Raw genomic sequence first — 26,282 nt, 5'->3', positions numbered from 1 at the left:
GACAGCGGCTTGATGCCGGTCTCCGCAACAAGGTGGAATATTTTTCTCTTGGCTGCGGCCCTTTAGAAAAAGCGATTGCATCCCGGAAGGTGATGCGCGAGTGGGTTTCTTCAGCTTTTTCGCGCCCACGCGTAGAAGTGAAGACCAGATCAGGATTCCGTTCGTATCCATGCCGCAGCCCGCCCCCAAGCTCAATGCCTTCCCCGTCTTCGTACGGGTCGAGGACGAAGCCGTAACGATCGTCGGCGGCGGCGACGAAGCGTTGGCCAAGGCACGATTGCTTGGGCAGTCCAGCGCTACGCTGCGCATCGTCGCGGAGAGCGCCTCACCGGACATGCTCGGCTTCATCGCGCAGAGCGGCGCCACCCACATCGCGGCCTATGAGGCGAGTCGGCTGGAAGGCTCGGTGATGGTGTTCGCTGCCAGCGGCGATGAGGCGCTCGACCGGCGCGTTGTCCAGGATGCGCGCCGGCTCGGCATTCCCGCCAATGCGGTGGACCGGCCGGAGCTTTGCGATTTTTTCACCCCGGCGCTGGTCAATCGCGCACCGGTCGCGATCGCCATCGGCACGGAAGGCGCTGGGCCGGTGCTGGCGCAGATGCTGCGTGCCCGCATCGACCGCATGCTGTCGCCCTCGTTGGGCAGGTTGGCGGCTCTCGCCGCGTCCTTCCGGGCCGCCGCTGAAAGCCTGCCCAGGGGCAATTCGCGCCGCCGGTTCTGGAGCGAGTTCTTCGGCGGTGCGCCGGCGCGCGCCGTCGAAGCTGGCAAGCTTTCGCAGGCGCATGACGCAGCCGCCGATCTTCTGCGTTCGGCTGCATCCGCTTCAGGCCATATCGCCCTGGTTGGCGCGGGCCCCGGTGCCGAGGACCTTTTGACGCTGCGTGCGCATCGCCTGCTGATGGAGGCCGATGTCATCGTCCACGACGCGCTGGTGCCGGAGGCTGTCGTCGCCATGGGCCGACGCGACGCCGAGCGGCTGGCGGTCGGCAAACGCAAGGGCTGTCACACCAAGAGCCAGGCCGAGATCAATGCGCTGCTGGTCGAGCTTGGCCGCGAAGGCAAGCGTGTGGTGCGGCTGAAGTCGGGCGATCCCCTGGTGTTCGGCCGGGCCGGCGAGGAGATGGCGGCGCTGCGTGATGCCGGCATCGCCTATGAGGTGGTTCCGGGCGTTACCGCTGCTTTCGCCGCCGCCGCCGATTTCGAATTGCCGCTGACGCTGCGTGGGGTTTCCTCCTCGATGGTGTTCACCACAGGTCATGATCTCAAGGGCAATTCGCTGCCCGACTGGGCCAAGCTTGCCATTTCAGGTGCCACCGTTGCTGTCTATATGGGCCGCTCGGTGGCCGCGGAGGTTGCCGGCCGGCTGATCGAGGCCGGGCTTTCGCCCGATACGGCGGTAGCGGTGGTCGAGAATGCCAGCCTCGGCAATCGCCGCCGTTTCCACGGCACGCTTGCCGACCTGCCGTCGTTGGAAGCGCGCGCCGATCTCTCAGGTCCGGTCATGACCATCATCGGCGATGCGGTCGCCGGCGCCAATTTCGAACGGTCCGAACCGCTCGCGGCACACAGGCATGAAGGTGCGCCCATAGCTGCCACCGAGGGAGTTCAGCAATGAAGATACTGACCGCCAACCGGCTCGCCGACGGCATCGCCGTCTGGTACGCAGACGGCGGCTGGGCCGAGAGGGCGGACCATGCCGACCTCGCCCATGACAAGGCGGCCGAGGATCGCCTGGAAGCGATCGGTGCCAAGGCCCACGCCGACAACGAAGTCCTCGACGTCAACCTCATCGATGCCGAAATCGTGAACGGCGTTGTCGAGCCGGTGCGGTTGCGCGAGAAGATCCGCGCCGCGGGCCCGACCATTCGCAACGATCTTGGCAAGCAGGCCTCCCGGGCGGCGTAAGCCCAGACCAGAAGTGAACACGGGCGGACGCGCCCTGAAAGACGAAGCATGTACCGCTACGATGAGTTCGATCACGATTTTGTCCAGGCCCGCGTCGCCGAGTTCAGCGACCAGGTCCAGCGCCGGCTCGCCGGCGAGATCACCGAGGACCAGTTCCGGCCGCTCAGGCTGATGAACGGCGTCTACCTGCAATTGCACGCCTATATGCTGCGCATCGCGGTGCCCTATGGCACGCTGAACAGCAAGCAGTTGCGCATGCTCGGCCACATCGCGCGCAAATACGACAAGGGCTACGGCCATTTCACCACGCGCCAGAACATCCAGTTCCACTGGCCGGCGCTGTCCGACATTCCTGCGATCCTGGCCGATCTGGCGAGTGTCGAGATGCACGCCATCCAGACCAGCGGCAATTGTATCCGCAACGTCACCGCGGACCATTTCGCGGGTGCGGCGGCCGACGAGGTCGCCGATCCGCGTCCCTATGCGGAAATCCTGCGCCAGTGGTCATCTGTTCATCCGGAGTTTTCCTACCTGCCGCGCAAGTTCAAGATCGCGGTAACCGGCGCGGAGCGCGACCGCGCCGCCATCCAGACCCACGACATCGGCCTGCACCTGAAGAAGAACGCGGCCGGCGAGCTCGGCTTCGCCGTCTATGTCGGCGGCGGCCAGGGGCGCACGCCGATGGTCGCCAGGAAGATCCGCGATTTCCTGCCGGAAGCCGACCTTTTGTCCTACTGCACGGCGATCCTGCGCGTTTACAACCTGCATGGCCGCCGCGACAATAAGTTCAAGGCGCGCATCAAGATCCTGGTCCACGAGACCGGCGTCGAGGAGATCACGCGCCAGGTCGAGGCGGAATGGCAGCAATTGAAGGACGCCGAGTTGAAGCTGCCGGAAGCAGACATCCGCGCCATCGACGCCTATTTCGCGCCACCAGCGCTGACCGCGCGGCCGGACGGCGACGAGGCTGTAAAGCTGGCACGCCTCGATTCCAAGGGCTTCTCGGATTGGCTCGACCAGAACGTGGTGACGCATCGCCACCCCGACTATGCGGCGGTGACCATCTCGCTGAAGGGTATCGGCGAAGTGCCGGGCGATGCGACCGACAGCCAGATGGAAGCGATTGCCGATATCGCCGAGAAGTATGGATACGACGAGTTGCGCGTCAGCCACGAGCAGAACCTGATCCTGCCGCATGTGGCGCGCGCCGACCTGAAGGCGGTCTATGACGCGCTGGTCGATATCGGCCTGGCGACCGCCAATTCGAACCTGATATCGGACATCATTTCGTGCCCGGGCCTCGACTATTGCGCGCTGGCCACAGCGCGTTCGATCCCGATCGCGCAGGAGATCTCGCGTCGCTTCGCCTCGCTGGAGCGGCAGCGCGAGATCGGCGAGTTGAAGCTGAAGATCTCCGGCTGCATCAATGCCTGCGGCCATCACCATGTCGGACATATCGGCATTCTCGGAGTCGAAAAGAAAGGCACCGAGCTGTACCAGGTGACGCTTGGCGGTTCGGCCGACGAGAACACTTCGGTGGGCGAGATCATCGGCCGCGGCTTCTCGTCGGAAGAGATCACCGACGCCATCGAGCAGATCGTCGAGACCTATCTCGGCCTTCGGCTCAACTCACAAGAGAAATTCATCGACGCCTACCGCCGTGTCGGTCCCGCGCCGTTCAAGGAGGCGCTCTATGCTGGCGAAGCCAAGGCCGCTTGACCCTATCGTCGACGCCGATGACGGCATCGCCGCCAAAGCGGCGGGGTTTGACGCGCTTTACGGCCACCTGAATCCGCTCGACATCATCGAACGCGCGGCAGGCGACCTGTTTCACGATGAGATTGCCGCGGTGTCTTCCTTCGGTGCCGATTCGGCCGTGCTACTGCACATGATTTCCGAAGTCGATCGCTCGCTGCCGGTCATCTTTCTCGATACTGGCAAGCATTTCGAGGAGACGCTCGGCTATCGCGACGCCCTGGTCGCCGATTTCGGGTTGACCAACATCCAGGTGATCAAGCCCGACGAGGCAGCACTCGAGCGGATCGATCCGACCGGCAATCTGCACCAGACCAACACCGACGCCTGCTGCGACGTGCGCAAGGTCGAGCCGCTGGCACGGGGCGTGGCGCCTTTCCGCGCCTGGTTCACCGGCCGCAAACGCTTCCAGGCCTCGACGCGCGCGGCACTTCCGGTGTTCGAGGCGGTCGGCCCACGTATCCGCATCAATCCGCTGGCGCACTGGACGACGTCGGACCAGGCGGACTACATGCGCGCGCATGCACTGCGGGAAAATCCGCTGGTCGCCTATGGCTATCTGTCGATCGGCTGCTTCCCGTGCACCCAGCCGGTGCAGCCGGGCGAGGACGCGCGCAGCGGCCGCTGGGCCGGCCATGCCAAGACCGAGTGCGGTATTCACCTGTCGGGACTGGAGAAGTCGCTGACCGACGCATCGCTATAGGGTATGCTCAGGTGAGGCCGGCCTGCAAACGGCGGCTTCGGGGGCTCACATACTACAAGTACGCTCCGCTCCGGCTCTCGGAAGCTACCGTTTTCGACTAGGGCCTGCTTGAATCTCAACACACACCTTGAGCTCTTTGAATTTTAGGAAATTTCGATGACTGAACCGACGATACCGGAGACCCGCCTCTGGACCCCGACGGGTTTTCGCGAGGATGAGTGGGCTCATGCCGAAGGCGCGGAAGCACTGTCCGGCAATGGCCGCTTCATCCTGCCGCTGCAGGCGTTTCTCGATCTCGATCCGGAGGTGCGCCGGTCGGCCAAGGAAAGGATCGGTGTCGTGCTGCAACCCGGCGATCAGCTCGAAAGGATTGCTGGCCTGCTCGACCAACTGTCGCTGGTGGCGCTGGCTTTTCCGTCGTTCAGCGATGGCCGCTCCTTCTCAAAGGGCGAATTGCTGCGCAGCCGTCATCATTTCGAAGGTGCCGTGCGCGCCACCGGCCAGGTGCTGGTCGACCAGCTGCCGCATATGCTACGGCTCGGTTTCGATGAATTCGAAATCTCCAATCCCGTGCTCTTGAAGCGGCTGGAGGAAGGCCGTACCGGCGGATTGGGACTCTACTACCAGCCTGCCGCCGTGCCGAAGCCCAAGGGACCAAAATACTCCTGGCGTCGGCTGCGTGCCGGCTGACGTCACGACACTTCCAGCGACAGGTTTGCGGCCGCCTGTCCTCTCCCGTCACGACGACAGGAGGTGCCCGCCGGCGGATCGGGGACAGCAGAGCCAGGCAAGAAGATGGCTACGCCGCCATCCGTGCCTGGCGAAACGACACCAGCTTGCCGCTGTTTTCATCCCACAGCGCCAGCTTGACGCAGCGCAGGCTCTCAAGAAGGGTGATGCGGCCTATGCCGCGCAGTTCCGGATAATCGCGCAGCACTTCCTGCAGGCGGTAGCCTGGCACCTTCGCGGAGAGGTGATGGACATGATGGACACCGATGTTGCCGGTGAACCAGTTCAGCACCGGCGGCAGGTCATAATAGGAGGATCCGTGCAAGGCGGCACGCTGGAACTCCCACTCATCGTCCTTCGCCCATTCGGTCTCCTCGAACTGGTGCTGGACATAGAACAGCCAGATGCCGGCCGATCCGGCAAGGATGACGATCGGCAGGTGGACGACCAGAAAAGCGCCAATACCGACGAACCATATCAGGATCGACGCTGCCAGCACGATGGCGAGGTTGGTGGCCATCGAGGATACCCAGGGCTTCAGGCCACCGCGCATCATCCCGACCGGCAGCCTTTGCTCGAAGATGAAGAGCCATATCGGTCCCAGTCCGAACATGACCAGGGGATGGCGATAGAGACGATAGGCGAGGCGACCTCTCCAGGACATCCGCCGGTACTCCGCGACCGTCAACGTCTTGATATCGCCAACGCCGCGCTCGTCGAGATTACCCGCGCTGGCATGATGGGTGGCATGAGCACTCCGCCAGCAATCATAAGGCGTCAGCGTAAGCACGCCCAGGACGCGGCCTATCCAGTCATCGGCGGTGCGGTTGGCGAAGAAAGATCCGTGCCCGCAATCGTGCTGGATCATGAAAATCCGCACCAGGAAGCCCGCCGCCGGCAAGATAAGCACCAGCCCCCACCAATGGCCATAGGCAAAGGCGATCGAGGACAGCGCCCAGAGTGCTGCGAAAGGGATCAGGGTGATCGCCAGTTCGACGGCGCTGCGCCGCCTGTCCGGCTTCTTGTAGCGCGCCAGGATCTTCAACCAGGCGCGCTTACTATTGGCGGCAGTCTCAGGGGAAATCATGTTCATCATGAAGCATAGGCGGAGGGGCCCGGCTCCCGCAAGGCTAATCACGAGAAATTACCGCGCGTAATTGTCGCGATGGGGCGCGGGATCCTCGATCCCGGCCGCGACTTCAGGTTCTGTTCTAATCCTTGCAACTCTGCCAACCCGGATCGCATCCGGTCACATGCATCAATGGCGCGCGCCGCCAGCCATGCTGTTCTCCAGGCCGTCGAGACGTTCGAGCTGGTCCCGGAAGCGGTCGGGAATGTCTTTCTCGGCGCGAAAGGCCGGCAGCGCATGCAGAAAGCGTCTCACCGCCGCCGTGCCTAGCTGGCGCCGGATTTCGGCGGCGATCCGATCTTTCTTTTCGCCCTTGTCGCGGGGTGTCATTTCAAAAATCCTGTGTCGGTTCGAAAATCCTCCAGCCAGCAAATGGTTCCCCGATCGCGCCGCCGGGGCAAGCAAAGGTGGAAGCTATGGTAAAGTTTGAATTAAAATCGAAGCATCGCACTGATCGCCATTCGGTTTGAACGGCTGGGCGCGTGCCTTCGCTTACCCCTTGATTTTTGCCCACCAAACCTCGATATCGGGCTCAAAATCCACACTATTCGAGATGATGGGAAACGGCGATGAGCGACCAGGCAAAAGACGAACGCGCGCCCGACGAAATTGAGGCGACCGAAGCCAATGCCGAGCGCACGGAAGGTGGCGTCGATGGCGATTATGAAGCGGTTGTGCGGCTCCTGAAGGAGAATGAAGAGCTGAAGGACAGGGCGCTTCGCGTTGCGGCCGAGATGGAGAACCTGCGTCGCCGCACCGCGCGCGACGTGCATGACGCGCGTACCTATGCGGTCGCGAACTTCGCCCGCGACATGCTGTCGGTTTCGGACAATCTGCGCCGCGCGCTGGACGCTATTCCCGCCGAGGCCAAGGCGTCCGGCGATGCGGGTTTCAAGGCGCTGATCGACGGCGTCGATCTCACCGAGCGTGCCATGCTGTCCGCACTGGAGCGGCACGGCGTCAAGAAGCTCGCGCCGGAAGGCGAGAAGTTCGATCCCAATTTCCACCAGGCCATGTTCGAAGTGCCCAATCCCGATGTGCCGGCCAACACGGTGGTGCAGGTCGTGCAGCCGGGCTATTCGATCGGGGAGCGGGTGCTGCGCCCGGCCATGGTCGGCGTTGCCAAGGGCGGCCCGAAAATCGCCGCCGGCGAAGCGCCGGTCGAGCCGGGGCCCGTCAACGAGCAGGCGGAGAAGGACGCGTAGTTAGGGGAATAGGGAATAAGGCACTAAGGCACTAAGGCACTAAGGCACTAAGGCACTAAGGCACTAAGGGGCGTATCAAGAGTACGGCTTCGTGCTAAACATACTCCCCTACTCCCCTGCTGCCTTACTCCCTGGTCCCGCCCTTGAACCCCATCGCGCTTCTCGACTATGCCGGCGTTGCGGTCTTCGCGGCGACAGGTGCGCTTGCCGCGTCGCGCAAGCAGCTCGACGTTATCGGCTTCCTTTTCCTGGCGTGCGTCACCGGCATCGGCGGCGGCACTCTTCGCGACGTCATCCTTAACCTGCCGGTTTTCTGGATCGCCAATTCCAGCTATGTGCTGATCTGCGCGGCGGTTGCGGTGCTGGTGTTTTTCAGCGCACACCGTGTCGAATCCCGCTGGAAGTGGCTGCTCTGGCTCGACGCCGTCGGGCTAGCCGCTTTTTCGGTGATGGGTGCGGCCAAAGGGTTGGCCATCACCGGTTCGCCGGTCGTTTCCGTCATCACCGGCGTGCTGACCGCCACATTCGGCGGCATCCTGCGCGACGTGCTGGCAGGGGAGCCTTCGGTGCTGCTGAGGCCGGAAATCTATGTTACGGCCGCCCTGGTTGGCGCGTCGATCTTCACATTGGGCGATGTCGCCGGACTGCCGCAGATCGTGTCAGGCTTGGCCGGTTTCGCCGCGGCATTCGCCGTGCGCGGCGGCGCGCTCAAATTCGGCTGGTCGTTTGCGTCCTACAAGAGCCGGCCCGGCAGGCGGCCGGAGGATATTTCGTGAGAGAAGGGATTAGGGACTAGTGAGTAGTGAGTAGTGATTAGGGTTAATCAGTAGGTGTAAATTATGATGTCTTCACTACTGACTACTGACTACTGACTACTGACTACTGACTACTGACTACTGACTACTGCTCACGCAGCAAAACGCTGCGCTTCCCCGCCGTAATAATTGACGTAGCGGGCGCCGATCTCCTTGACCGGCATCACCACGAACACATCGACCGTCGAGAATTCACGATCGATGACGCAGCCGTCGCCGATGCGGGCGCCGACCCTGAGATAGCCCTTGACCAAGGGCGGCATCGCAGCGATCGCTGCCTTGGCATTGACCGCCTCGATCGGCATCAGGTCCATGGAACAATAGCGCCCGGCGACGGCGCGCACGTCCCAAGCCGAATTCGTGCGGCAGTGATGCGCCAGATAGGTGAGCGCCTCGGCATGGGCCGCCGGCACCGTGCCCTGGAAAGACGCACAGCCGGTCATCACGCCAATGCCGTAGTGGTTGATGTAGGCCCAGATGCCTTGCCACAATGCCTCGATGGTGCGCTTCGAACGGTATTCCGGCAGGACGCAGGAGCGGCCGAGCTCGAGAAAGCGCTGGCCGGGGTGACGGGCGATGAGCTTGGTCAGCTCGAACTCGCCTTCGGAATAGAAGCCGCCGGCGGCCGCAGCGATTTCTTGCCGCAGCAGCCGGTAGGTCCCGACGATGCGGCGATGTTCGGGGCCGGAAAGCGAGGTATCGAAGACGAGCAGGTGATCGCAGTGCGGATCGAAGCGGTCGGCATCACGGCGGTCCTGCACCTGAAACAGGTTCTTCCTGGCGCCAAGCTCGTCGTAGAATACCCGGTAGCGCACTTCCTGCGCGGCCGCGATCTCGGCCTCGTTGCGGGCCAGCCGCACTTCGAGGTTGCCGATACGGCCGAGCGCTGCGCCCTTTGTGACGGAATCGACATTGCGCCCGGCAAGCAAGGCGCCGCCGGCGTTCGGCCGAGTGTCACATTCCGGCATAACTGTATGCACGAGTGATTCTCCTTCGAGCCATCCCTCTTGGCACGGGGATACGGTGTAGGTGCAACAGGATTGTGACAGTACCGTGATACGGCGTCGCGGGCAATACTTCGTCGGCTGGCGAATACGGTCAACCGGCTACGTTATGCAAAAGCAAGGTGGCGCCGCTCGGCAGGAGATTGAAGAAAAAAAGTCTCAGGCGGCGACCTGCCCCTCGATGGCGTCGACCAGTGCATCGGGGTCGAGCGGCTTGGTGACAAAGCCGCTGGCGCCGTGGGCGAGCACCGCATGGCGGGTCTTTTCCTGGCTGTCGGCCGACAGCACCATGATGGGCACTGGCGGCACGGCCGTCTCCTCCTCATGGCGGCGGATGGCGGCGATGGCGTCCATCCCATCCATCACCGGCATGTGCAGGTCCATCAGCACCACGTCGAAGCGGTGTTTGTGTCCGGCACCGGTAACGGCCTCGACCGCCGCCTTGCCGTTGCCGACAACCTTGACGCGATGACCGGCCTTCAGCAGCGTGGCGCGAGCGAGCATGGCGTTGATGTCATTGTCCTCGGCGATCAGCACCGACAGGCCACGCTGGCGATCACTGGCGGCGCGAAGCGCCGGCGGGTGGGGCTTTTCCGGCCGTGTCGGGGCAAGCGCCGGCGCATGACTGCTCAGAAGCACACGCAAAAGTGTTCCGCCTCGCACCGGTCTGGCGAGGAAGGTCGCGTAGCCGCTGGCGCGGAACTCGCCGAGCATGCCGCGATCGGTCGGGGCGATCAGCGTGATGGCTTCGCAATCGGAAAAACCGCTTTGGCGCAGCCGCTTGAGCAGTCTTCCGTCGCCCTCTTCCATGGCCGCGTCGACCAGCAGCACGTCGCAATCGCCGGAGAACGATGCCGCCTGCGCCACGGTGGTGGCGATATCGACCGCGCCGCCATTGGCGCGGATGCTGCGGGCGATGGCGTCGGCCTCGACGATATTTCTCGACAGGATTACCGCGTGCCTGCCCTGAAGCGCGTCCACCCGGCCCGGTGGTGGCTCGCTCGCGGAGATGGCCGGGATATCGAAGACGAATTCCGAACCCTGACCCAACCGGCTGGAGACGGAAATCGTGCCGCCCATGGCGGTCACCAGGCGCTTGGAGATGGCAAGACCGAGACCGGCTCCGCCATGCGCGCGCGTCGAGGTGCCGTCGGCCTGCTCGAACTCCTCGAAAATGCGCTCCATGTCGTCTTCATGCAGGCCTGGCCCGGTATCCGCGATGGTGAAGCATATGCGGTCGGTGGTTTCAGTGCGGGCGCGCGCTATACTCACCAGCACCCCGCCGCTGTCGGTGAACTTGATGGCGTTGCCGATCAGGTTGAGCAGCACCTGCCTGACCCGGCCCGGATCTGCGGTGATCAATTGCGGCACGTCGGGCTCGACATGGCAGCCGAGGCCGATATCCTTGGAGAAGGCGCGCGCGGCGAGGAGCTCGACAACGTTGTCGGCGATCTCGCGCACCGACATTGGCTGCGGTTCGGGATCGAAGCGTCCCGCCTCGATCTTGGAATAGTCGAGCAGGTCCTCGATGAGGGCCAGCAGCGCGCTGGCCGAGGTCGAAATGGCGCCGACATAGGTCTGCTGCTCCGGCGACAGGCTGGTATCGGCCAACAGCCTGGCCATGCCCATGATGCCGTTCATCGGCGTGCGGATTTCATGGCTGACGGTGGCGAGGAAGCGCGATTTGGCCTGGCTTGCGTATTCGGCCCGCTCGCGCGCGGTGATCAGCGAGGATTCGGCACGCTTGCGGGCGGTGATGTCGCGGGCGATGGCGCGATGCGAGACAGAACCGCTGTCCTTGTCGCGCACCGACAGTTCGATCCACGAGAACCAGCGCGAACCGCCAGGGGTGCGGATGGCGACGTCGGTGGAACTCAGGCATTCATGGTCGGAAAAGGCGGCGTCGGGAACGATACCGACTTCGATGCCAAGTTCCGCCAGGGTCTTGCCGGCGAGGTCGCGCTGATCGACCTCGACGAGATCGGCGAACACCTTGTTGGCATAGACGATATAGCCGTCGCGGTCGCGATGAATGACGAGATCGCCAAGCGCGTCGATCAGGCCGCGAAAGCGCTCTTCGCTCTCCTGCATCTCCCACATGCGATCGGCCAGCGTCTCGATCTCGGCACGGCTGCGAGCCGTGGTTTCATCAAGCAGCGCGGCGGTGCGGTATTCGTTCCTTCTGGCGCGCAGGTGCAGGCCGAAGCCGGCAAGGCCGGTCGCCAGCAAAGCGAGGCTGATGAAGATCGGCGCGCCGGTCAGGTGGGTCAACCCCGCCAGCATGATGATGGCGACGAAGGTCAGCAGCGGCAAGCCTTCGCGGCCGGCCAATCGCGGCTCATTCCTGGCCTGTTGCGGCTCAGGCGCCAGCGGCGGTGCGGCGACGAACCGCCGCGCCGACGCCGGCGGGGGTACCGCATCGACGTCTTCGCCAGTCTCCGCTTCCTGGATGCCGGATTCCGCGACCATGCGAAAACCCTACCGGACAGAAATTATGGAAGCCTGCGGGGGATCGTTCGAATTTTAGCGGATAGGTTGTTTTACCCCGGCGAACTCACTGCATGTCTACGACGACGCGGCCGCGGATCTTGCCGTCGACGATGTCGCGCGCGGCGTCGATGATGTTGTCGAAGCCGATGGTCGTGGACAGGCTGGCGAGCTTGCGCAGATCCAGGTCGGCGCCGATGCGGCGCCAGGCCTCGAGCCGCACCGGTTTCGGCGCCATCACCGAATCGATGCCGAGCAGCGAAACGCCGCGCAGGATGAAAGGTGCCACGCTCGACGGCAGGTCCATGCCGCCGGCCAGGCCGCAGGCCGCGACGGCACCGCCATAGGAGGTCATAGAGAGCACATTGGCCAGTGTGTGGCTGCCGACGGAATCGATGCCGCCCGCCCAACGCTCCTTGGCGAGCGGCTTGGTCGGCTGGCTGAGTTCGTCGCGCGATATCACCTCCGCGGCGCCAAGATCGATGAGATACGGGCTTTCGGCATTGCGCCCTGTCGAGGCAATGACGTGATAGCCCAGGCTGGACAGGATGGAGACCGCGACCGAGCCGACGCCGCCGGCCGCGCCCGTCACCACCACGGGCCCGCGATCGGGCACGATGCCGTGCCGCTCCAGTGCCATGACGCACAGCATTGCGGTATAGCCGGCGGTGCCGACCGCCATCGCGTCATGCGCGCTGATGCCGTCGGGGAGCGGCACCAGCCAGTCGCCGTTGACGCGGGCGCGCCCGGCATAGGCGCCAAAATGCGTCTCGCCGACACCCCAGCCGTTCAGGATGACCTTGTCTCCCTTGCGCCAGTCGGGATGGGAAGAGGATAAGACCGTTCCGGCGAAATCGATGCCTGGCACCAAGGGCCAGCGGCGAATGACCGGCGCCTTGCCTGATATTGCGAGCCCATCCTTGTAGTTCACCGTCGTCGCTTCGACTGCGACGGTGACGTCACCGTCCATGAGATCGGCTTCGGTGAGGTCGGTCACCGCCACCGACTGTTTCTTTTCGGCGTCGCGCGAAACGAGGATGGCTTTGAAGGTTTCGGGCATTTTTCTCTCCTCGATCTATCGACGTTTGGACTCTGCTGCGGCGGCCGCGCCGGGTCAATCGGTCAGGCGTCGGGACCCTGGGGCTTGGGCTGGCGCCGCCAGCCCAAAACTTCGTCAAGCACGACCAGCGCGGCGCCGACCGAAATGAAGGCATCGGCGAGATTGAACACGGCGAAGGACCAGACCGGAGTGTGGAACAGGATGTAGTCGATGACGTGGCCGTAGACGGCGCGGTCGATCAGATTGCCGAGCGCGCCACCGATGATCAGGGCAAAGCCGGTGCGGGCAATAACATGGCCCGCTGGCGTGTGCGTGGCCAGATAGAGCACGAAGGCGACGACGAGAACGGCGATGATCACCAGCCCGGTATCGCCGAAGGATGAGAACATCGAGAAGGCGATGCCGGTATTATAGGTGCGAAACAGCGCCAGGAAGGGCAGGAGATCGAGCTTTTCCTGAAAGGGAAGGCCGATCTCGACCAAATGTTTTATCCACTGGTCGAGCGCGATGGCCGCGACGACCAGCAGCGCATAGGGAGACCATGATTTCACGATTGGGCAACCCTCATTGCGAATCCACCATAGGGTCCAGTTTCAGCGCGCCGCGGCGGATCTCGAACAGCATGACGCCGGTGGCGACGGCAAGATTGAGCGAATCGGCACGCCCTGCCTGCGGAATCCTGAGCAGCCTGTCGCAACTCGCCGCCAGGCTTTCGGGCAGGCCTTGCTGTTCATTGCCCATCATCAGCAGCACCGGCCCCCGGGAAAAATCGACCGAGCGGTAGTCGACCGCGCCTTTGAGGTGCGTGCCGGCGACGAGGCCAGAAAACCCGCCGCGCCAGGCGAGGAATGCGTCGGTCGTCGCCTTGGCCACCGGAACGGCGAAGATCGAGCCCATGGTGGCGCGCACCGTCTCCACCGAAAAGGGATCGGTGGTGTCTCCGACCAGGATCACGCCCTTGGCGCCGACGGCGTCCACCGTGCGGATGACGGTGCCGAGGTTGCCGGGATCGCGCACCCGGTCGAGCGCCACCCAGACATCGCCATTGTCGGCGCGGATATCCTTCAGGGCCAGGAATTTCTGCGAGAAAACGCCGATCACCATTTGCGGATTGTCGCGACGGGTTATGGCGACAAGCACTTTTTCCGAGACTTCGAGCACGGTGCCGCCGGCGGCAACCGTACGCGCAGCGACCTTCTCAACCGCCGCGTTGCCGCGTCCGGCCTTGGCGAAGACCAGGGTCCTGATCTGCCAGCCGAGGTCGAGCGCATCGATGACCAGCTTCAGTCCCTCGGCCATGAAGGCGTTCTGCTGGTCGCGGAATTTTTTCAAGGCCAGCGCCTTGATGTCCTTGACCAGCGGATTGGCGAGGCTGGTGACCTCTTTCACCTGCCCGACCGGACGGGCGCCGTCATATCCACTCATCAGGCCACCCAGCGCGAGAACAGCGAGGTCGACAGCGCGCGGCCCGCCGATTTTTCGCGGATGATCAATTCGCCCGATTCAACCTTGCCGCCCATGGCGGCAAAGGTGTCGCGCATGAGGGCATGGATGGCGAAGAAGGAGGCGCGAATCGAATAAGCGGTCAGCACCACGGCAAGCGGTTTCGGCGTCAGGATCGATCGGCAGAGATCGGTCAATGCCGGCAGGTCCTCGAACAACTGCCAGACCTCGCCCTTGGGGCCGCGGCCATAGGCGGGCGGGTCGAACAGAACGATGTCATAGCGGCTGCCGCGGCGCTCCTCGCGCTCGGCGAATTTCACTGCGTCTTCGACGATCCAGCGGATCGGCTTGTTGCCAAGCCCGGCCATCTCCTGGTTTTCGCGAGCCCAGCCGATCGCCTTTTTCGAGGCATCGACATGGGTGACCTCCGCGCCGGCGCGCGCCGCTACCAGCGAGGCAAGGCCGGTATAGCCGAACAGGTTGAGCACCTTGACCGGCCGCCTGGCCGCCGCGATCAGTCCGGCCATGTGATCCCAGTGCGAGGCCTGCTCGGGAAACACGCCGACATGGCGAAACGAGGTGAAGCGGCCGAGATAATCGATGCCGTCGTGCTTCATCGGCCAGGTCTCGCCGAGCGGCGTCCCGGGGAAGCGCCAGCGGCCAATGCCTTCCTCGTCGGTATCGCCGGTGAAGACAGCGTCGGCGCGGTCCCATTCCCTTGCCGGTAGCGCCTTCTGCCAGATCGCCTGGCCCTCGGGGCGGACGATCCGATAAGGACCGTATTGTTCGAGCTTCTGGCCGGCGCCGCTGTCGAGCAGCGCATAATCGGCATTGGGTGCCACTTCGAGGATCAGCGGAAGCTGTTCGGCCGGAAGAGCGCCGTCGCGACGGGCCAGGATGCGGGGCGCCGACTTCGGTTCCGGGCGCTCGTCGGCCCTGGCCTCGGGCCGCTCCTGCGGCCTGGCCGTTCCACGGCCTTCATGCGGACGCACCCGTTGCGCACCGCTTTTTGCGGGCGGACGGCTGTCGCGGCGTTTGTCGCGAAAAGATTTCAAGCAGGAGCATCTCCGAGGCGTGGCCGCTTTTGACATAGGGCAACCGGCTTCGCAACCAAGTCCGCCGCGCAAGCGTCGCCTGGTCATGCCGGCTTGCGATGGACCAATGTCAAAGAAACAGGCAAATCTTCGATATGTCCCGCTCCGAACGCCTGCTCGACCTGATCCAGACATTGCGCCGGCATCGCATGCCGGTGAGCGGGCAGTCGCTCGCCGACGAACTCGGGATTTCAATTCGCACGCTTTACCGGGACATCGCAACGCTGCAGGGCCAGGGGGCGCCGATCGAGGGCGAGGCGGGGCTCGGCTATGTGCTGAAGCCCGGATTCATGCTGCCGCCGTTGACGTTCAGCGACGAGGAGATCGAGGCAATTGTGCTCGGTTCGCGCTGGGTCGCCAAGCAGCCGGATTCGCGGCTTTCGTCAGCGGCCGTCAACGCGCTTGCCAAGATCGCGTCGGTGCTGCCTGATGATCTGCGCGAGGATCTCGACGCCACCACACTGCTGGTCGGGCCGCCCGCCCCGACTGTTGAAAGCATCGATCTCGGCCTGGTGCGGCAGGCGATCCGTAACGAGCGCAAGCTGGACTTTTTCTATCGCGATGCCGGCGGCGCGGGGTCGCGGCGCGTGGTGTGGCCGTTCGCGCTTGGCTTCTTCGACAAGGTGCGGGTCGTGGTGGCGTGGTGCGAAATGCGGCAGGATTTCCGGCATTTTCGCACCGACCGCATAGCCGAGCTCAAGACGACGGATCTGCGCTATCCGCGCCGCCGTCAGGCGCTGCTGAAGGAATGGCGGGCAACGCTCGACACCCCACGGCGTTAGCGGTGTGTAAGCTGTCCAGGGCGCCTTTCGTGACGGATACTGCCAGAATCTGACAGTGATGCGCTTTATGTCTGTCCCGGTCGAAACCCCTGGAGAACAGTCATGGTCACCCCCAATTTCGTCATCCTCTACGTCGACCAGCCGCAGCGTAGCGGCGCCTTCTACAGCGCGCTGCTCGGCCGCGAGCCGGTCGAAAGCGCGCCGACATTCGTGCTGTTCGTGCTCGACAACGGTTTCAAACTCGGTCTCTGGTCGAGGCATACGGTGGAACCGGCGGCGGCAGCGACCGGTGGCGGCGCCGAGATCGTCTTTGCCCTGGATACGCCCGAGGCAGTCGATGCCGCCCATGCCGACTGGTCCGGACGTGGGCTGAAGATCCTGCAGGCGCCGACCGACATGGATTTCGGCCGCACCTTCGTTGCGCTCGATCCCGACAACCATCGCCTGCGGGTCTACTGGCTGTCGGACGGGCAGCAGGCCGAGGGGGAGCAGGAATGAGCGCGTATTGGATCGCGGTGGCGTCGGCGCAGCACGTCCGGCGCGGCCGCGAGGGCGGCTTTATGCAGGTCAACCACGGCAAGGCGGCGCCGCTGCGGCGGATGCAGCCCGGGGACGGCATTGTTTATTATTCGCCGACAACGATTTTGGGCGAGAAAGACGGGCTGCGGGTGTTCACGGCGATCGGCACGGTACGGGAGGGAGAACCCTATCAAGGCGACATGGGCGGCGGCTTCACGCCCTTTCGCCGCGACGTCGACTGGGCGGCGGCCGGGGAAGCGCCGATCAAGCCATTGCTCGACAGGCTGGACTTCACGGCCGGCAAGCCGAATTGGGGGTATCAACTGCGCTTCGGCCTGTTCTCGATAAGCGCGGCCGATTTCGCCGTAATCGCCGAAGCTATGGGCGCTAACCAGCCGGGACAGTAAGCTAGATCCTGAGCGCCTTGTAGACGGCAATGCCGGCGGCAAGGTCCTCGAGCGCGGCGCCGACCGACTTGAACAGCGTGATCTCGTCGGCGCTCCGGCGCCCTTGCTTCTGACCGCGCGCCAGCTCGTGCAAATCGGCTATGATGGCTTCCGATTTCAGCACGCCGGAAGCGAGCGGTATGACGATGTCGCCCGCTTCCTTGGTGGCGCCGGCGCGGGTGTCGACATAGACCCGGGCGCGCCCTATCGCCTCGTCGTCGCTTTCGCGCATTGTCGGGGTGAAGCCGCCGACCATGTCGACATGGCTTCCCGGCTTCAGGCGGGCGCCCTTGATCAGCGGATCGGTGGCGATCGTCGCCGACGAGACGATATCGGCCTGGCCGAGTTCGGCATCGAGATCGGTCGCTGCGCTCGCCGCGAAGCCCTCGGCGCGCAGTCCGGCGGCGACCTTCTCGGCGTTGTCCAAGGTGCGATTCCAGATGCGGATGGTCCTGATCGGCCGCACGGCGCAATGCGCCTTGGCGAGGAATGGCGACAGCGCACCGGCCCCGATCACCAGCAGCCGGGAAGCGTCTTCGCGCGCCAGATAGGATGCGGCGAGCGCCGAGGCGCAGGCCGTGCGCCATTGCGTCAGCCGCTGGCCGTCGATCAGGGCCTCCGGTTCGCCGGTGGCGCCGTTGAGCAGGAGATAGACCCCCATCACTGCCGGTTTGCCGATGGCATTGTTGTCGGGCGAGACGGTAACGATCTTGACGCCGATATGCCCCCCGGCCGAGATGCCGGCTGCGTTGAAATCGGTCCAGGCCGGCATCAGCAGCAAGGTCGAGGCCGCACCGTCCGGCCGTTCGACCGTGTGATGGTGCCGGACAGGTTGCACCGCGCCGTCACGGAAAGCCACGCGCAGCGTGTCCACTAGGCCCGGGAAGGTCAACGACTGGTCGACCTCTGCGGCCGAAATGGTCAGCATGGGAAACTCCGTGAAGAAAATCGCGGGCCCGAGAGGGCCCGCAGCGCCGTGCGGCGGTCAGTTGGTCGGCTTCGGCAGCACCGGTCCCTGCGGTGTCGACGGGGTGCGGCCGATCGCCTGGCGCAGGTTCTCGGCCTCGACGCCGCGCTGGCGCGCCAGCTTGCGGTAACGTCCCTGCTTGACCCAGGTCGCCAGGCTGCCGACGACCATGCCGACGGCGAGGGCCAGGAACAGGAAGATGAACAGCGGCAAAGTGAGCGTCAGCGCCGGATTGCCGGGATTGAACGGATCCAGCGTGAAGGCGACGAGTTCGCGATTGGCGACGGCCAGCGCGATCAGGATGACCGCCAGGGGCACGAAGACCACGATGAGCATGAAGCGATTGAGCATGATGTTTTCCGTCGGAAACCGGCCTCCCGGGAAGGGCCGGTCTGGCGTCGCGCCTATTTTCCGCCATTCAGCCTTTCGCGCAGTTCCTTGCCGGTCTTGAAGAAAGGCACCCATTTCTCCTCGACCTCGACGGATTCACCGGTGCGCGGGTTGCGGCCGGTGCGGGCGGGGCGATTTTTCACCGAAAAGGCACCGAAGCCACGCAATTCGACCCGGTTGCCTTCGGCGAGCGCGTCGGTGATCTCGTCGAAAATCGCGCCGACGATGTTTTCAACGTCGCGCAGGAAAAGATGCGGATTGCGCGTGGCAATAATCTGCACAAGTTCGGACTTGATCATCGGACGGGTCCCCTGAAATCGGTGCGGTCGAAATTATGAGGATGATTTTGTTTGCTTTTTCATCCACCCCAAACGGCATCTCAAGGGTGCCAGACGGAAACGAGACCGTCAAGAAACAAGCGGTCGGCGCCAAGTTCATGGATGATATCGCCGCTGTAGTCCGGCAGGCCGAGCGCGCCGGCGATCGTGCGCACCATCGCTTTGGAAAACAGGAAGCCGCCGCGCCGCTCCGTGTCCTTCCATTCGACCACCTTGAGTTTCGAGTCGACGCCCTTGGTCGCCAGCCAGTCGATCGCCTCGGTCTCGCCGCCGACGGCGTCGATCAGGCCGTTGGCGACCCCTTGGCGACCGGTGAAGATCGATCCGTCGGCGAGCGCCAGCGCTTGCTCGCGGGTCATCTTGCGGCGTTCGGCGACGATGCCGACGAACCAGTCGTAGCTGTCGAGGATGAGCTTGCGGACCATGGCGCGCTCGTCGTCGTTGGTCGGCTTGAAAGGCGAGGGCGAGGCCTTGAGCGGCGAGGATTTCACTTCCTCCAGCTTGACGCCGAGCTTGTCCATCAGGCCGCTGACATCAGGATACTGGATCAACACGCCGATCGAGCCGACGATCGAGGTCTTGCGGGCGACGATGTGATCGGTGGCGCTCGCGATCATGTAGCCGGCCGACGCGGCGAGCGTGCCGACCTCGGCCGCGACAGGCTTGTCGGCGGCGAGCTTGCGCACCTCCTCATAGATCGATTCACCGCCGACGGTGGTGCCGCCGGGGGAATCGATGGCGAGGATCACGCCTTTCACCCTCGGCGACTTGCGGATGGCTTCCAGCCGCTCGATCAGTTCGTCGTCCTCGGTTATGGTGCCTTCGATCCTGACCTTGGCGATATGATCGACGGCCGACCCGCCGAAATCGTCGCGATAGAACCAGGCCGAGATCGCAATCACGCCGAGCGCAACGATGGCGATGGCCGCAGCGCGCCAGAAGGTCAGCTTACGCCGCAAGCGGCGGCGGTCGATCAGGTCGTCGGCTCTCAATGCCATGGTCAGCCTCACGGTCGATGGAAAGAGATGCTTTTAGACCATGACGTCCCGGTCTGGAAGCAATTCCGTCTGCGCATGACGCGGCAATCCGCGCGCGGCGCACGCGAGGCAAGTGCGCGTCAGCGTCCGCCAAGACGTCGGTTTCGTGATTGGTCCGTGAAACGAACGGCAGGTAAGGAGAGAGCCGGCGGTAACGAAAAATGTACGCCAGACGTCTATTTCTGCTATGAAGCAGGGCTGTCGGTGTTGATCCGTTCTGATCTGCACGACCGCAACTGTCACATTTTCGCGGTTTTCGTCGGCTTGTGCTTGCTTGAAAGCGCCGACGTCCCACCTATAGGCGGTGTTGCCCGGCGGGGCAGGGGTTTTAGAAGAAAGCAGTTATGTTAGCGCGAACGAGTGAAGCGAGCAGCACCGAGACGGAGTTGGCTCCCCCGGCGGACGGCCCGGCGAGGGGGGACGCGTTCGATCGCGCACGGCGGCATTCGCGCCGGGTGCGCGTGCTCAAATTCGCCGTGCCGGTGCTAGCGGCGTTGATCGCCATTGCCTTCCCGGTCTATTCCTACCTCGCCGCACCGGTGTCCGTCGCGGTCCAGGCGGAAGGCACCGCCTTTTCCAACGGCAAGCTGGTGATGGCCAACCCCAAGCTCAACGGCTTCACCAAGCAGAAATTGCCCTATTCCATGACGGCATTGCGCGCCATACAGGACGTCAGCACGCAAGGCATCATCGAACTCGACGGCATCGACGCCAAGGTGCCGATCGCGGCCGACAATGTCGCTGCGATCAAAGCCACGCATGGTACCTACGATCGCGAAGGCAATACGATGCACCTGACCAGCGACGTCACGATCGCCACGACCGACGGCCTTCAGGCCAGGTTCAAATCGGTCTTCCTCGACATGGGCAAAGGCACTATGAAGACGGATGACCCCGTGGACGTCAGCCGTGACGGGTCGCAGATCACCGCGAATTCCTTGTCGGTGCAGGACAATGGCAAGGTTCTGGTGTTCGAGAACAAGGTGCGCGTCAATATCGATCCCGCCAATCTGAAGGCGGCAGAGGCAAAGGGCGAAGAAGCGAATGTGGCTCATTAGTTCGACACGGCTTGCCGCCGCAGCTTCGGCGCTGCTTTTGCTGGGGCTTGCGCCGGCGCTGGCGCAATCCACCGCCGAGAGCGCGTCCGGGCTCAAACTGTCGGGCGACAAGCCCATCCAGATCGAGAGCGACAAGCTGGAGGTCCGGCAGGCAGACAACGTCGCCGTGTTCACCGGCAACGTCACGGTCGTGCAGGGACCGACCCTGCTCAAGTCCGGCAAGATGATGGTCTACTACGTCAAGGACCCGAACGCGGCCGCAAAGGGGACGGAAGCAGCGGGAGCGGCGATGACCGGCTCCGCCAACATCGACCACCTTGAAGTCAGCGGAAAAGTTTACATCAAGTCGAATGACCAGATCGCGACCGGTGACAATGGCACCTTCGACATGAAGACGCAGGTGCTGGTCCTGTCCGGCAAGGAAGTGGTGCTGTCGCAAGGCCCCAATGTCCTCAAGGGCTGCAAGCTCACCGTGCAGATGAAGACTGGCCTCGCCAATGTCGACGGCTGCGGCGGACGTGTCATCATGTCGATGACGCCACCGCCGAAATCGGGAGCGACGAACCCCTGATGGCCAGCCTGTCGTCGCTGACGGCGCGTCTTCCGGGGCGGGCCGCCGGCAAGGTTTCGGCTCCGGCCACGGTCACCGCCGATAAGGCGAAGTTCAAGGGAACCTTGATCGCCAAGGGCCTGACCAAGAGCTACAAGGGTCGCAAGGTGGTCAGCGGCGTCACGCTCGGGGTGCGTGCCGGCGAGGCCGTCGGGCTGCTCGGTCCGAACGGTGCCGGCAAGACCACTTGTTTCTACATGGTCACCGGCCTGGTGCCGGTGGACGAGGGCACGATCGAGATCGACGGCTTCGATGTCACCTCCATGCCGATGTACCGGCGTGCTCGTCTGGGCATCGGATATCTGCCGCAGGAGGCCTCGATCTTCCGCGGCCTCAGCGTCGAGCAGAACATTCGCGCCGTGCTGGAAGTGGTCGAAAAGAGCCGCAAGGAGCGCGAGCGCAGCCTCGACGAACTGCTCGAGGAGTTCCACATCAGCCATCTGCGCAAGGCGCCATCGATGTCGCTTTCCGGCGGCGAACGTCGGCGCCTGGAGATCGCGCGTGCGCTGGCCACGCGCCCGGCCTACATGCTGCTCGACGAGCCTTTCGCCGGCATCGACCCGATTGCCGTCGCCGACATCCAGCAACTGGTGCGTCATTTGACGGCGCGCGGCATCGGCGTGCTCATCACCGATCACAATGTGCGCGAGACGCTCGGCCTGATCGACCGCGCCTACATCATCCATGCCGGCCAGGTGCTCACTCATGGCCGGGCCGATGAAGTGGTCGCAAATCCCGACGTGCGGCGGCTCTATCTGGGCGAGGGATTCACGCTTTGAGCGTGAAATTTGTTTCCTGACGCGATTTTTTGCCTGTCAGGGGCCGCTTTTTCGTGATTTTGCTCCGGGATAACGCTCCGGTAAGCGGGTTTTGCTAGCGTTTGCCTTGACAAGCAAAAGCCGGGCCAGTTTCTATCGGTTCGCGAAAATTCCTTCCGGCAGTCCGGATGCAGACGAGGCGTTTGAAACCGAACCATGGCGTTGGCGGCGAAACTACAGCTACGACAGTCGCAGTCGCTGGTGATGACGCCACAGCTGATGCAGTCGATCCGGCTGCTGCAGTTCACCCATGCCGAACTCGAGCACTTCATCGACGAGGAGATCGAGCGCAACCCGTTGCTGGAGCGCGCCGAGCCGCAGGACGACGCCGCCAGCGACCAGGCGCCGAGGACCGAGGCGGCACCGGAAACGGCCGACGACGGCGACTGGTTCGAGACCGAAGCGGGATGGAGCGCCGAGGCGATCTCGGAAAAGCTCGACACATCGCTGGAGAACCTGTTCCCGGACGACCCGGGCACCAGCGAGCGGCTCGGACCAGACCTCACGGCACAGTGGAAATCGGCGACCGGCAATGGCGGCACGTCCTCGTCCGAAGGCTTCGATGCCGGCGACATGGCGGCGACCGCGATCACGCTGCGCGATCATGTCAGCGAGCAGATCGCGCTCGCTTTCGCCGATCCGGCGGCGCGCCTGATCGCCGGCGAACTCGCGGACGGCCTCGACGAGACCGGCTATATGCGCGCCGATATGGCTGAGATAGCCTCGCGCCTTGGTAGCGGCGCCGACGCCGTGGCCAAGGTGCTGTCGGTGTGCCAGACCTTCGAGCCGGCCGGCCTGTTCGCCCGCGACCTTGCCGAATGCCTGTCGCTGCAACTTGCCGTGCGCGACAGGCTCGATCCGGCGATGAAGGCGCTGATTGCCAATCTCGAACTCCTGGCGCGCCGCGATTTCCACACGCTGAAGCGGATCTGCGGCGTCGACGAAGAGGACCTGCTGGACATGCTGGCCGAGATCCGGGCGCTCGATCCGCGGCCGGGCATGGCATTTTCGGGCGGCGCCAGCGACGCCGTCATTGCCGATGTCGAGGTGCGCGCGGCCAATGACGGCAGCTGGACGGTCGAGCTCAACGCCGAAACGCTGCCGCGCGTGCTGGTCGACCACATCTATTTCGCCCAGGTTTCGCCGCACGCCAAGAACCAGGCCGAAAAGGATTTCCTGGCCGAGTGCCTGCAGAACGCCAATTGGCTGACGCGCAGCCTCGATCAGAGGGCAAAGACCATTCTCAAGGTCGCATCGGAGATCGTGCGCCAGCAGGATGCCTTCCTCGTCCATGGCGTGCGCCAGCTGAAGCCGCTCAACCTGCGCACGGTGGCCGACGCCATAGGCATGCACGAATCGACCGTCAGCCGGGTCACCGCGAACAAGTACATGCTGACGCCGCGCGGCGTGTTCGAACTGCGCTATTTCTTCACCGCCTCGATCGCCTCGTCGGGCGGTGGCGAGGCGCATTCGTCGGAAGCGGTGCGTGACCGCATCAAGCAATTGATCGACGAGGAAAAAACCGTCGACGTCCTGTCCGACGACGCGATCGTCGACATGTTGCGCGAAAGCGGCGTCGATATCGCCAGGCGTACGGTCGCCAAATACAGGGAAGGCATGAATATCCCGTCCTCGGTGCAGCGCCGGCGCGAGAAGCGGGCCCTTGCCAGCGCCGGGCGCTAGGTTCGGCGATTTCCACAGGGTTCGTGCTTCATTGACAAGCTGCGGTGAAGTGGCTAGAAGCCCGCCCGCATGAGACGGGCTCGGCGCCCGCTAGCGGATGGTCCGTCACGACAATGGCCTAGGGATGGTCAAGAAGGCGGCTTGTGATCAACCGGAAAGTTTGGATTTAAATCGGCGCGAGTGACGCCGCAAAGCTTGTGCGCACGGACCACGAGTATAAACTCCGGCCAGTTTGAAGCCTGAGCAAGGAAGGTCAGTTTTCAGATGAATCTGCGCATATCGGGAAAACACATGGATATCGGCGATGCGTTCCGTACGCGCATCAACGATCGTGTCGGCGAGGCGATCGGCAAATATTTCGACCGCGGCTTTGCCGGACATGTCACCGTCATCAAATCGGGCTCGCGCTATTCGGCGGATTGCATGATCCGGCTGGATTCCGGCGCTTCGCTGCAGGCGACCGGCGATGCCCAGGACCCGACGCTGGCTTTCGAGGCCGCGGCGGATCGTCTGGAAACCCGGCTTCGGCGCTACAAGCGCCGGCTGAAATCGCACAATTCGGGCAATGGCGAGCTCACCGATATCGCCTACACGGTGATGGCGCCACTCGCCGATGACGACGAGGACATTCCGGAGGATTTTGCGCCGGCCATCGTCGCCGAATCGACCATGACGCCGAAGACCATGTCGGTGGCGTCGGCGGTCATAGAACTCGACACAAAGGACAGTCCGGTCTTCGTCTTCCGCAACGCCGGAAACAATCACGTCAACATCGTCTATCGCCGGCCGGATGGGAACATCGGCTGGATCGATCCGTCCACGACCAAGGTCGCACAGGGATAAAACCGGCCGCACGAGGGGTGGGGACTGGTGACGGCAGGCGAACAAGGGATTTTCAAGTATGGATCTGAGCGATCTCATCAACGTTCCGGCGATATTGCCGGCGTTGAAGGCGAACTCCAAGAAGCAGCTTCTGCAATTGCTGTCGGAGAGGGCGGCCGCGATTTCCGGCATTCCGGAGCGGGAAGTGTTCGACACCATCCTGCAGCGCGAGCGGCTCGGCTCGACCGGGGTCGGCAACGGCATCGCCATTCCGCACGGCAAGCTGGCCGGCGTGAAGCGCATCGCCGGCGTGTTCGCCCGCCTGGAGACGCCGGTCGATTTCGAGGCGCTCGACGACCAGCCGGTCGACCTGGTGTTCCTGCTGCTGGCCCCTGAAGGGGCCGGCGCCGATCATCTGAAGGCGCTGTCGCGCATCGCGCGGGTGCTGCGCGACGCCGATACAGTGGCCAAGATCAGGGGAACGCGCGACGCCGTGGCAATCCACGCGCTTTTATCGGACACCCAGGCCTCGCACGCGGCCTGACGTTTTCTGGATAAACGATGGTCGAGGGCCGCCACGGGCGGCCCCGTTCGTTTTCAGCGGAAAATCGCCTTAATGAATGGCGACCGTGGTCAGGTCGTTTTCCATGGCGCCGGCCAGCGCGCGATCGCGCGCATCCGAAAGCAGGATCGGCTGGCCGTTGGCGGCAAACAGCGCCCACAATTCCATGCCGGGCGCGATTTCGCCAATGCCCGGGAAACGGCCGAGCAGTTCCTCGCTCGTTACCTTGCGCAGATAAGCGACCGAGCCCTCGCCGAGATGGGCGAATTCACCGCTGGTCATGGTGGGATTTTGGTCAATTCTGGTCATTTCAAGCCTCCTTGGCGCGAGACGCCGCCCTGGTTCTGGGCAGTAGGCCATCCCGCATGAGAGCCATCGGCAAAGATCAGTCTTTCACCGATATGTTTATTTTCCGTACCAGCCGCTCGGACTCGGGCCGATCAAGATCGATCGACAAAAGGCCGTTCTTCAGCTCCGCCGCAATCACCCGCATGCCGTCGGCCAGCACGAAGCAGCGCTGGAATTGGCGTGCGGCGATGCCGCGGTGAAGAAATTCGCGCTCGGTATCGTCGGTCTGACGACCGCGCACAACCAACTGGTTTTCCTCCGTGGTGACATCGAGATCGCTTTCGGCGAAACCGGCGACAGCGAGCGTGATGCGCAGCCTTTCGGCCTTGCCGTCGGCGCCGCTGAGCCGCTCGATGTTGTAAGGAGGATAGCTGTCACCGGATTTCGCCAGGCGCTCCAGCGTCTTTTCCATGGCGTCGAAACCCAGGAGAAGCGGACTGGAGAAAGGCGTCATTCGGCTCATGTTACATTGTCCTCTCAAGAGCGACATAAACTGGAAAAACCCAGATGGCATTTTTCCCGATGGTCTTGATATGGTCCGCCCCACGACCAAGTTCAAGCCATCAAAACACC

Annotated in this window: 30 protein-coding genes; 16 read left to right on the top strand and 14 right to left on the bottom strand. The window is 63.7% G+C overall.

Features of this window, described 5'->3' with window-relative positions:
• Nucleotides 1–169 precede the first annotated feature (169 nt).
• The 5 genes from cysG (at nt 170) to FJ867_RS06075 (ending at nt 5,053) form a co-directional block, all read left to right on the top strand.
• The gene (gene cysG, locus FJ867_RS06095) at nt 170–1,615 is read left to right on the top strand and encodes a siroheme synthase CysG (RefSeq protein WP_140816789.1); all 1,446 of its coding nucleotides are present in this window, start codon (nt 170–172) and stop codon (nt 1,613–1,615) included.
• Nucleotides 1,612–1,905: a DUF2849 domain-containing protein gene (locus tag FJ867_RS06090; protein ID WP_140500242.1), complete on the top strand. Its 294-nt coding sequence runs from the start codon at nt 1,612–1,614 to the stop codon at nt 1,903–1,905. The genes cysG and FJ867_RS06090 overlap by 4 nt, the downstream gene beginning before the upstream one ends.
• Before the next feature lie 48 nt (nt 1,906–1,953).
• Nucleotides 1,954–3,624 (top strand): nitrite/sulfite reductase, encoded by a 1,671-nt coding sequence (locus tag FJ867_RS06085; protein WP_140500240.1) that lies wholly within the window; start codon nt 1,954–1,956, stop codon nt 3,622–3,624.
• Entirely contained in the window at nt 3,599–4,363 is a 765-nt protein-coding gene (locus FJ867_RS06080) for a phosphoadenylyl-sulfate reductase (protein ID WP_140500238.1), read from the top strand. Before FJ867_RS06085 ends, FJ867_RS06080 begins: the two co-directional genes overlap by 26 nt.
• A 156-nt stretch (nt 4,364–4,519) precedes the next feature.
• The gene (locus FJ867_RS06075; protein WP_140672242.1) at nt 4,520–5,053 is read left to right on the top strand and encodes a DUF934 domain-containing protein; all 534 of its coding nucleotides are present in this window, start codon (nt 4,520–4,522) and stop codon (nt 5,051–5,053) included.
• A 109-nt stretch (nt 5,054–5,162) separates the two neighbouring features.
• Here the strand turns inward: FJ867_RS06075 and FJ867_RS06070 are convergent, their stop codons facing one another.
• Both FJ867_RS06070 and FJ867_RS06065 read right to left on the bottom strand, forming a co-directional pair.
• Complete coding sequence (locus FJ867_RS06070) at nt 5,163–6,185, bottom strand: fatty acid desaturase (protein ID WP_140500460.1); 1,023 nt, start codon at nt 6,183–6,185, stop codon at nt 5,163–5,165.
• 165 nt (nt 6,186–6,350) lie between these two features.
• Complete coding sequence (locus FJ867_RS06065; RefSeq protein ID WP_140500234.1) at nt 6,351–6,551, bottom strand: hypothetical protein; 201 nt, start codon at nt 6,549–6,551, stop codon at nt 6,351–6,353.
• 239 nt (nt 6,552–6,790) lie between these two features.
• Here FJ867_RS06065 and grpE point away from each other — a divergent pair, with 239 nt between their 5' ends.
• Both grpE and FJ867_RS06055 read left to right on the top strand, forming a co-directional pair.
• Entirely contained in the window at nt 6,791–7,426 is a 636-nt protein-coding gene (gene grpE, locus FJ867_RS06060; RefSeq protein WP_140500232.1) for a nucleotide exchange factor GrpE, read from the top strand.
• A 143-nt stretch (nt 7,427–7,569) separates the two neighbouring features.
• Nucleotides 7,570–8,202 carry a trimeric intracellular cation channel family protein gene (locus FJ867_RS06055; protein WP_140500230.1) on the top strand — a complete coding sequence of 211 codons (633 nt, stop codon included), beginning with the start codon at nt 7,570–7,572 and terminating at the stop codon, nt 8,200–8,202.
• 131 nt (nt 8,203–8,333) lie between these two features.
• Here the strand turns inward: FJ867_RS06055 and FJ867_RS06050 are convergent, their stop codons facing one another.
• The 6 genes from FJ867_RS06050 to FJ867_RS06025 form a co-directional block, all read right to left on the bottom strand.
• A complete protein-coding gene (locus FJ867_RS06050; RefSeq protein ID WP_140500229.1) occupies nt 8,334–9,221 on the bottom strand; it encodes a GNAT family N-acetyltransferase in 888 nt (295 codons plus the stop codon).
• A gap of 183 nt (nt 9,222–9,404) precedes the next feature.
• On the bottom strand, nt 9,405–11,714 hold the full coding sequence (locus FJ867_RS06045; protein WP_140500227.1) for a PAS domain-containing hybrid sensor histidine kinase/response regulator: 2,310 nt from the start codon (nt 11,712–11,714) through the stop codon (nt 9,405–9,407).
• A gap of 85 nt (nt 11,715–11,799) precedes the next feature.
• A complete protein-coding gene (locus FJ867_RS06040) occupies nt 11,800–12,792 on the bottom strand; it encodes an MDR family oxidoreductase (protein ID WP_140500225.1) in 993 nt (330 codons plus the stop codon).
• Nucleotides 12,793–12,854: 62 nt separating this feature from the next.
• A complete protein-coding gene (gene lspA, locus FJ867_RS06035) occupies nt 12,855–13,343 on the bottom strand; it encodes a signal peptidase II (protein ID WP_140500223.1) in 489 nt (162 codons plus the stop codon).
• 13 nt (nt 13,344–13,356) lie between these two features.
• Nucleotides 13,357–14,217, bottom strand: a complete 861-nt coding sequence (locus FJ867_RS06030; protein WP_140500221.1) for an RNA methyltransferase — start codon at nt 14,215–14,217, stop codon at nt 13,357–13,359.
• Nucleotides 14,217–15,290 (bottom strand): class I SAM-dependent rRNA methyltransferase, encoded by a 1,074-nt coding sequence (locus FJ867_RS06025; RefSeq protein WP_140816787.1) that lies wholly within the window; start codon nt 15,288–15,290, stop codon nt 14,217–14,219. Before FJ867_RS06025 ends, FJ867_RS06030 begins: the two co-directional genes overlap by 1 nt.
• A gap of 134 nt (nt 15,291–15,424) precedes the next feature.
• Between FJ867_RS06025 and FJ867_RS06020 the strand changes: the two genes are divergently transcribed.
• The 3 genes from FJ867_RS06020 to FJ867_RS06010 all read left to right on the top strand — a co-directional run bounded on the left by FJ867_RS06020 (nt 15,425) and on the right by FJ867_RS06010 (nt 17,037).
• Complete coding sequence (locus FJ867_RS06020) at nt 15,425–16,111, top strand: YafY family protein (protein ID WP_140816785.1); 687 nt, start codon at nt 15,425–15,427, stop codon at nt 16,109–16,111.
• Nucleotides 16,112–16,213: 102 nt separating this feature from the next.
• Nucleotides 16,214–16,609 (top strand): VOC family protein, encoded by a 396-nt coding sequence (locus tag FJ867_RS06015; RefSeq protein WP_140632937.1) that lies wholly within the window; start codon nt 16,214–16,216, stop codon nt 16,607–16,609.
• Nucleotides 16,606–17,037, top strand: a complete 432-nt coding sequence (locus FJ867_RS06010) for an EVE domain-containing protein (RefSeq protein WP_140632940.1) — start codon at nt 16,606–16,608, stop codon at nt 17,035–17,037. The genes FJ867_RS06015 and FJ867_RS06010 overlap by 4 nt, the downstream gene beginning before the upstream one ends.
• A gap of 1 nt (nt 17,038) precedes the next feature.
• Here the strand turns inward: FJ867_RS06010 and FJ867_RS06005 are convergent, their stop codons facing one another.
• The 4 genes from FJ867_RS06005 to sppA all read right to left on the bottom strand — a co-directional run bounded on the left by FJ867_RS06005 (nt 17,039) and on the right by sppA (nt 19,769).
• Nucleotides 17,039–18,004, bottom strand: coding sequence for an ornithine cyclodeaminase family protein (locus FJ867_RS06005; RefSeq protein WP_140816783.1), 966 nt, complete (start codon nt 18,002–18,004; stop codon nt 17,039–17,041).
• Between the two features lie 57 nt (nt 18,005–18,061).
• On the bottom strand, nt 18,062–18,394 hold the full coding sequence (locus FJ867_RS06000; RefSeq protein WP_140522516.1) for a DUF1049 domain-containing protein: 333 nt from the start codon (nt 18,392–18,394) through the stop codon (nt 18,062–18,064).
• Between the two features lie 53 nt (nt 18,395–18,447).
• The gene (locus tag FJ867_RS05995; protein ID WP_006200394.1) at nt 18,448–18,732 is read right to left on the bottom strand and encodes an integration host factor subunit beta; all 285 of its coding nucleotides are present in this window, start codon (nt 18,730–18,732) and stop codon (nt 18,448–18,450) included.
• A gap of 80 nt (nt 18,733–18,812) precedes the next feature.
• Complete coding sequence (sppA, locus tag FJ867_RS05990) at nt 18,813–19,769, bottom strand: signal peptide peptidase SppA (protein WP_140522514.1); 957 nt, start codon at nt 19,767–19,769, stop codon at nt 18,813–18,815.
• 383 nt (nt 19,770–20,152) lie between these two features.
• On the opposite strand from sppA, the gene lptC reads away from it, so the two are divergent.
• The 6 genes from lptC to ptsN all read left to right on the top strand — a co-directional run bounded on the left by lptC (nt 20,153) and on the right by ptsN (nt 25,343).
• The gene (lptC, locus tag FJ867_RS05985) at nt 20,153–20,866 is read left to right on the top strand and encodes an LPS export ABC transporter periplasmic protein LptC (protein ID WP_140500206.1); all 714 of its coding nucleotides are present in this window, start codon (nt 20,153–20,155) and stop codon (nt 20,864–20,866) included.
• Nucleotides 20,853–21,437, top strand: coding sequence for an LptA/OstA family protein (locus tag FJ867_RS05980; RefSeq protein WP_140500204.1), 585 nt, complete (start codon nt 20,853–20,855; stop codon nt 21,435–21,437). Before lptC ends, FJ867_RS05980 begins: the two co-directional genes overlap by 14 nt.
• The gene (gene lptB / locus FJ867_RS05975) at nt 21,437–22,255 is read left to right on the top strand and encodes an LPS export ABC transporter ATP-binding protein (protein WP_140500202.1); all 819 of its coding nucleotides are present in this window, start codon (nt 21,437–21,439) and stop codon (nt 22,253–22,255) included. The genes FJ867_RS05980 and lptB overlap by 1 nt, the downstream gene beginning before the upstream one ends.
• 195 nt (nt 22,256–22,450) lie before the next feature.
• Complete coding sequence (rpoN, locus tag FJ867_RS05970; protein WP_140558403.1) at nt 22,451–23,977, top strand: RNA polymerase factor sigma-54; 1,527 nt, start codon at nt 22,451–22,453, stop codon at nt 23,975–23,977.
• A gap of 264 nt (nt 23,978–24,241) precedes the next feature.
• On the top strand, nt 24,242–24,820 hold the full coding sequence (gene raiA, locus FJ867_RS05965) for a ribosome-associated translation inhibitor RaiA (protein WP_140816781.1): 579 nt from the start codon (nt 24,242–24,244) through the stop codon (nt 24,818–24,820).
• A gap of 58 nt (nt 24,821–24,878) precedes the next feature.
• The gene (ptsN, locus tag FJ867_RS05960; protein WP_135898701.1) at nt 24,879–25,343 is read left to right on the top strand and encodes a PTS IIA-like nitrogen regulatory protein PtsN; all 465 of its coding nucleotides are present in this window, start codon (nt 24,879–24,881) and stop codon (nt 25,341–25,343) included.
• Between the two features lie 69 nt (nt 25,344–25,412).
• Here the strand turns inward: ptsN and FJ867_RS05955 are convergent, their stop codons facing one another.
• The gene (locus FJ867_RS05955; RefSeq protein ID WP_140558405.1) at nt 25,413–25,670 is read right to left on the bottom strand and encodes a DUF1150 family protein; all 258 of its coding nucleotides are present in this window, start codon (nt 25,668–25,670) and stop codon (nt 25,413–25,415) included.
• 76 nt (nt 25,671–25,746) lie between these two features.
• Nucleotides 25,747–26,172: an Hsp20 family protein gene (locus FJ867_RS05950; protein WP_013893014.1), complete on the bottom strand. Its 426-nt coding sequence runs from the start codon at nt 26,170–26,172 to the stop codon at nt 25,747–25,749.
• Nucleotides 26,173–26,282 lie beyond the last annotated feature (110 nt).

It is taken from the genome of Mesorhizobium sp. B2-5-3 (assembly GCF_006441005.1).
In the GTDB taxonomy this organism is placed as follows: Bacteria; Pseudomonadota; Alphaproteobacteria; order Rhizobiales; family Rhizobiaceae; genus Mesorhizobium.
The sequence above is the reverse complement of the archived record's forward strand: the minus strand, read 5'-3'. Positions and strand labels throughout refer to the sequence as shown.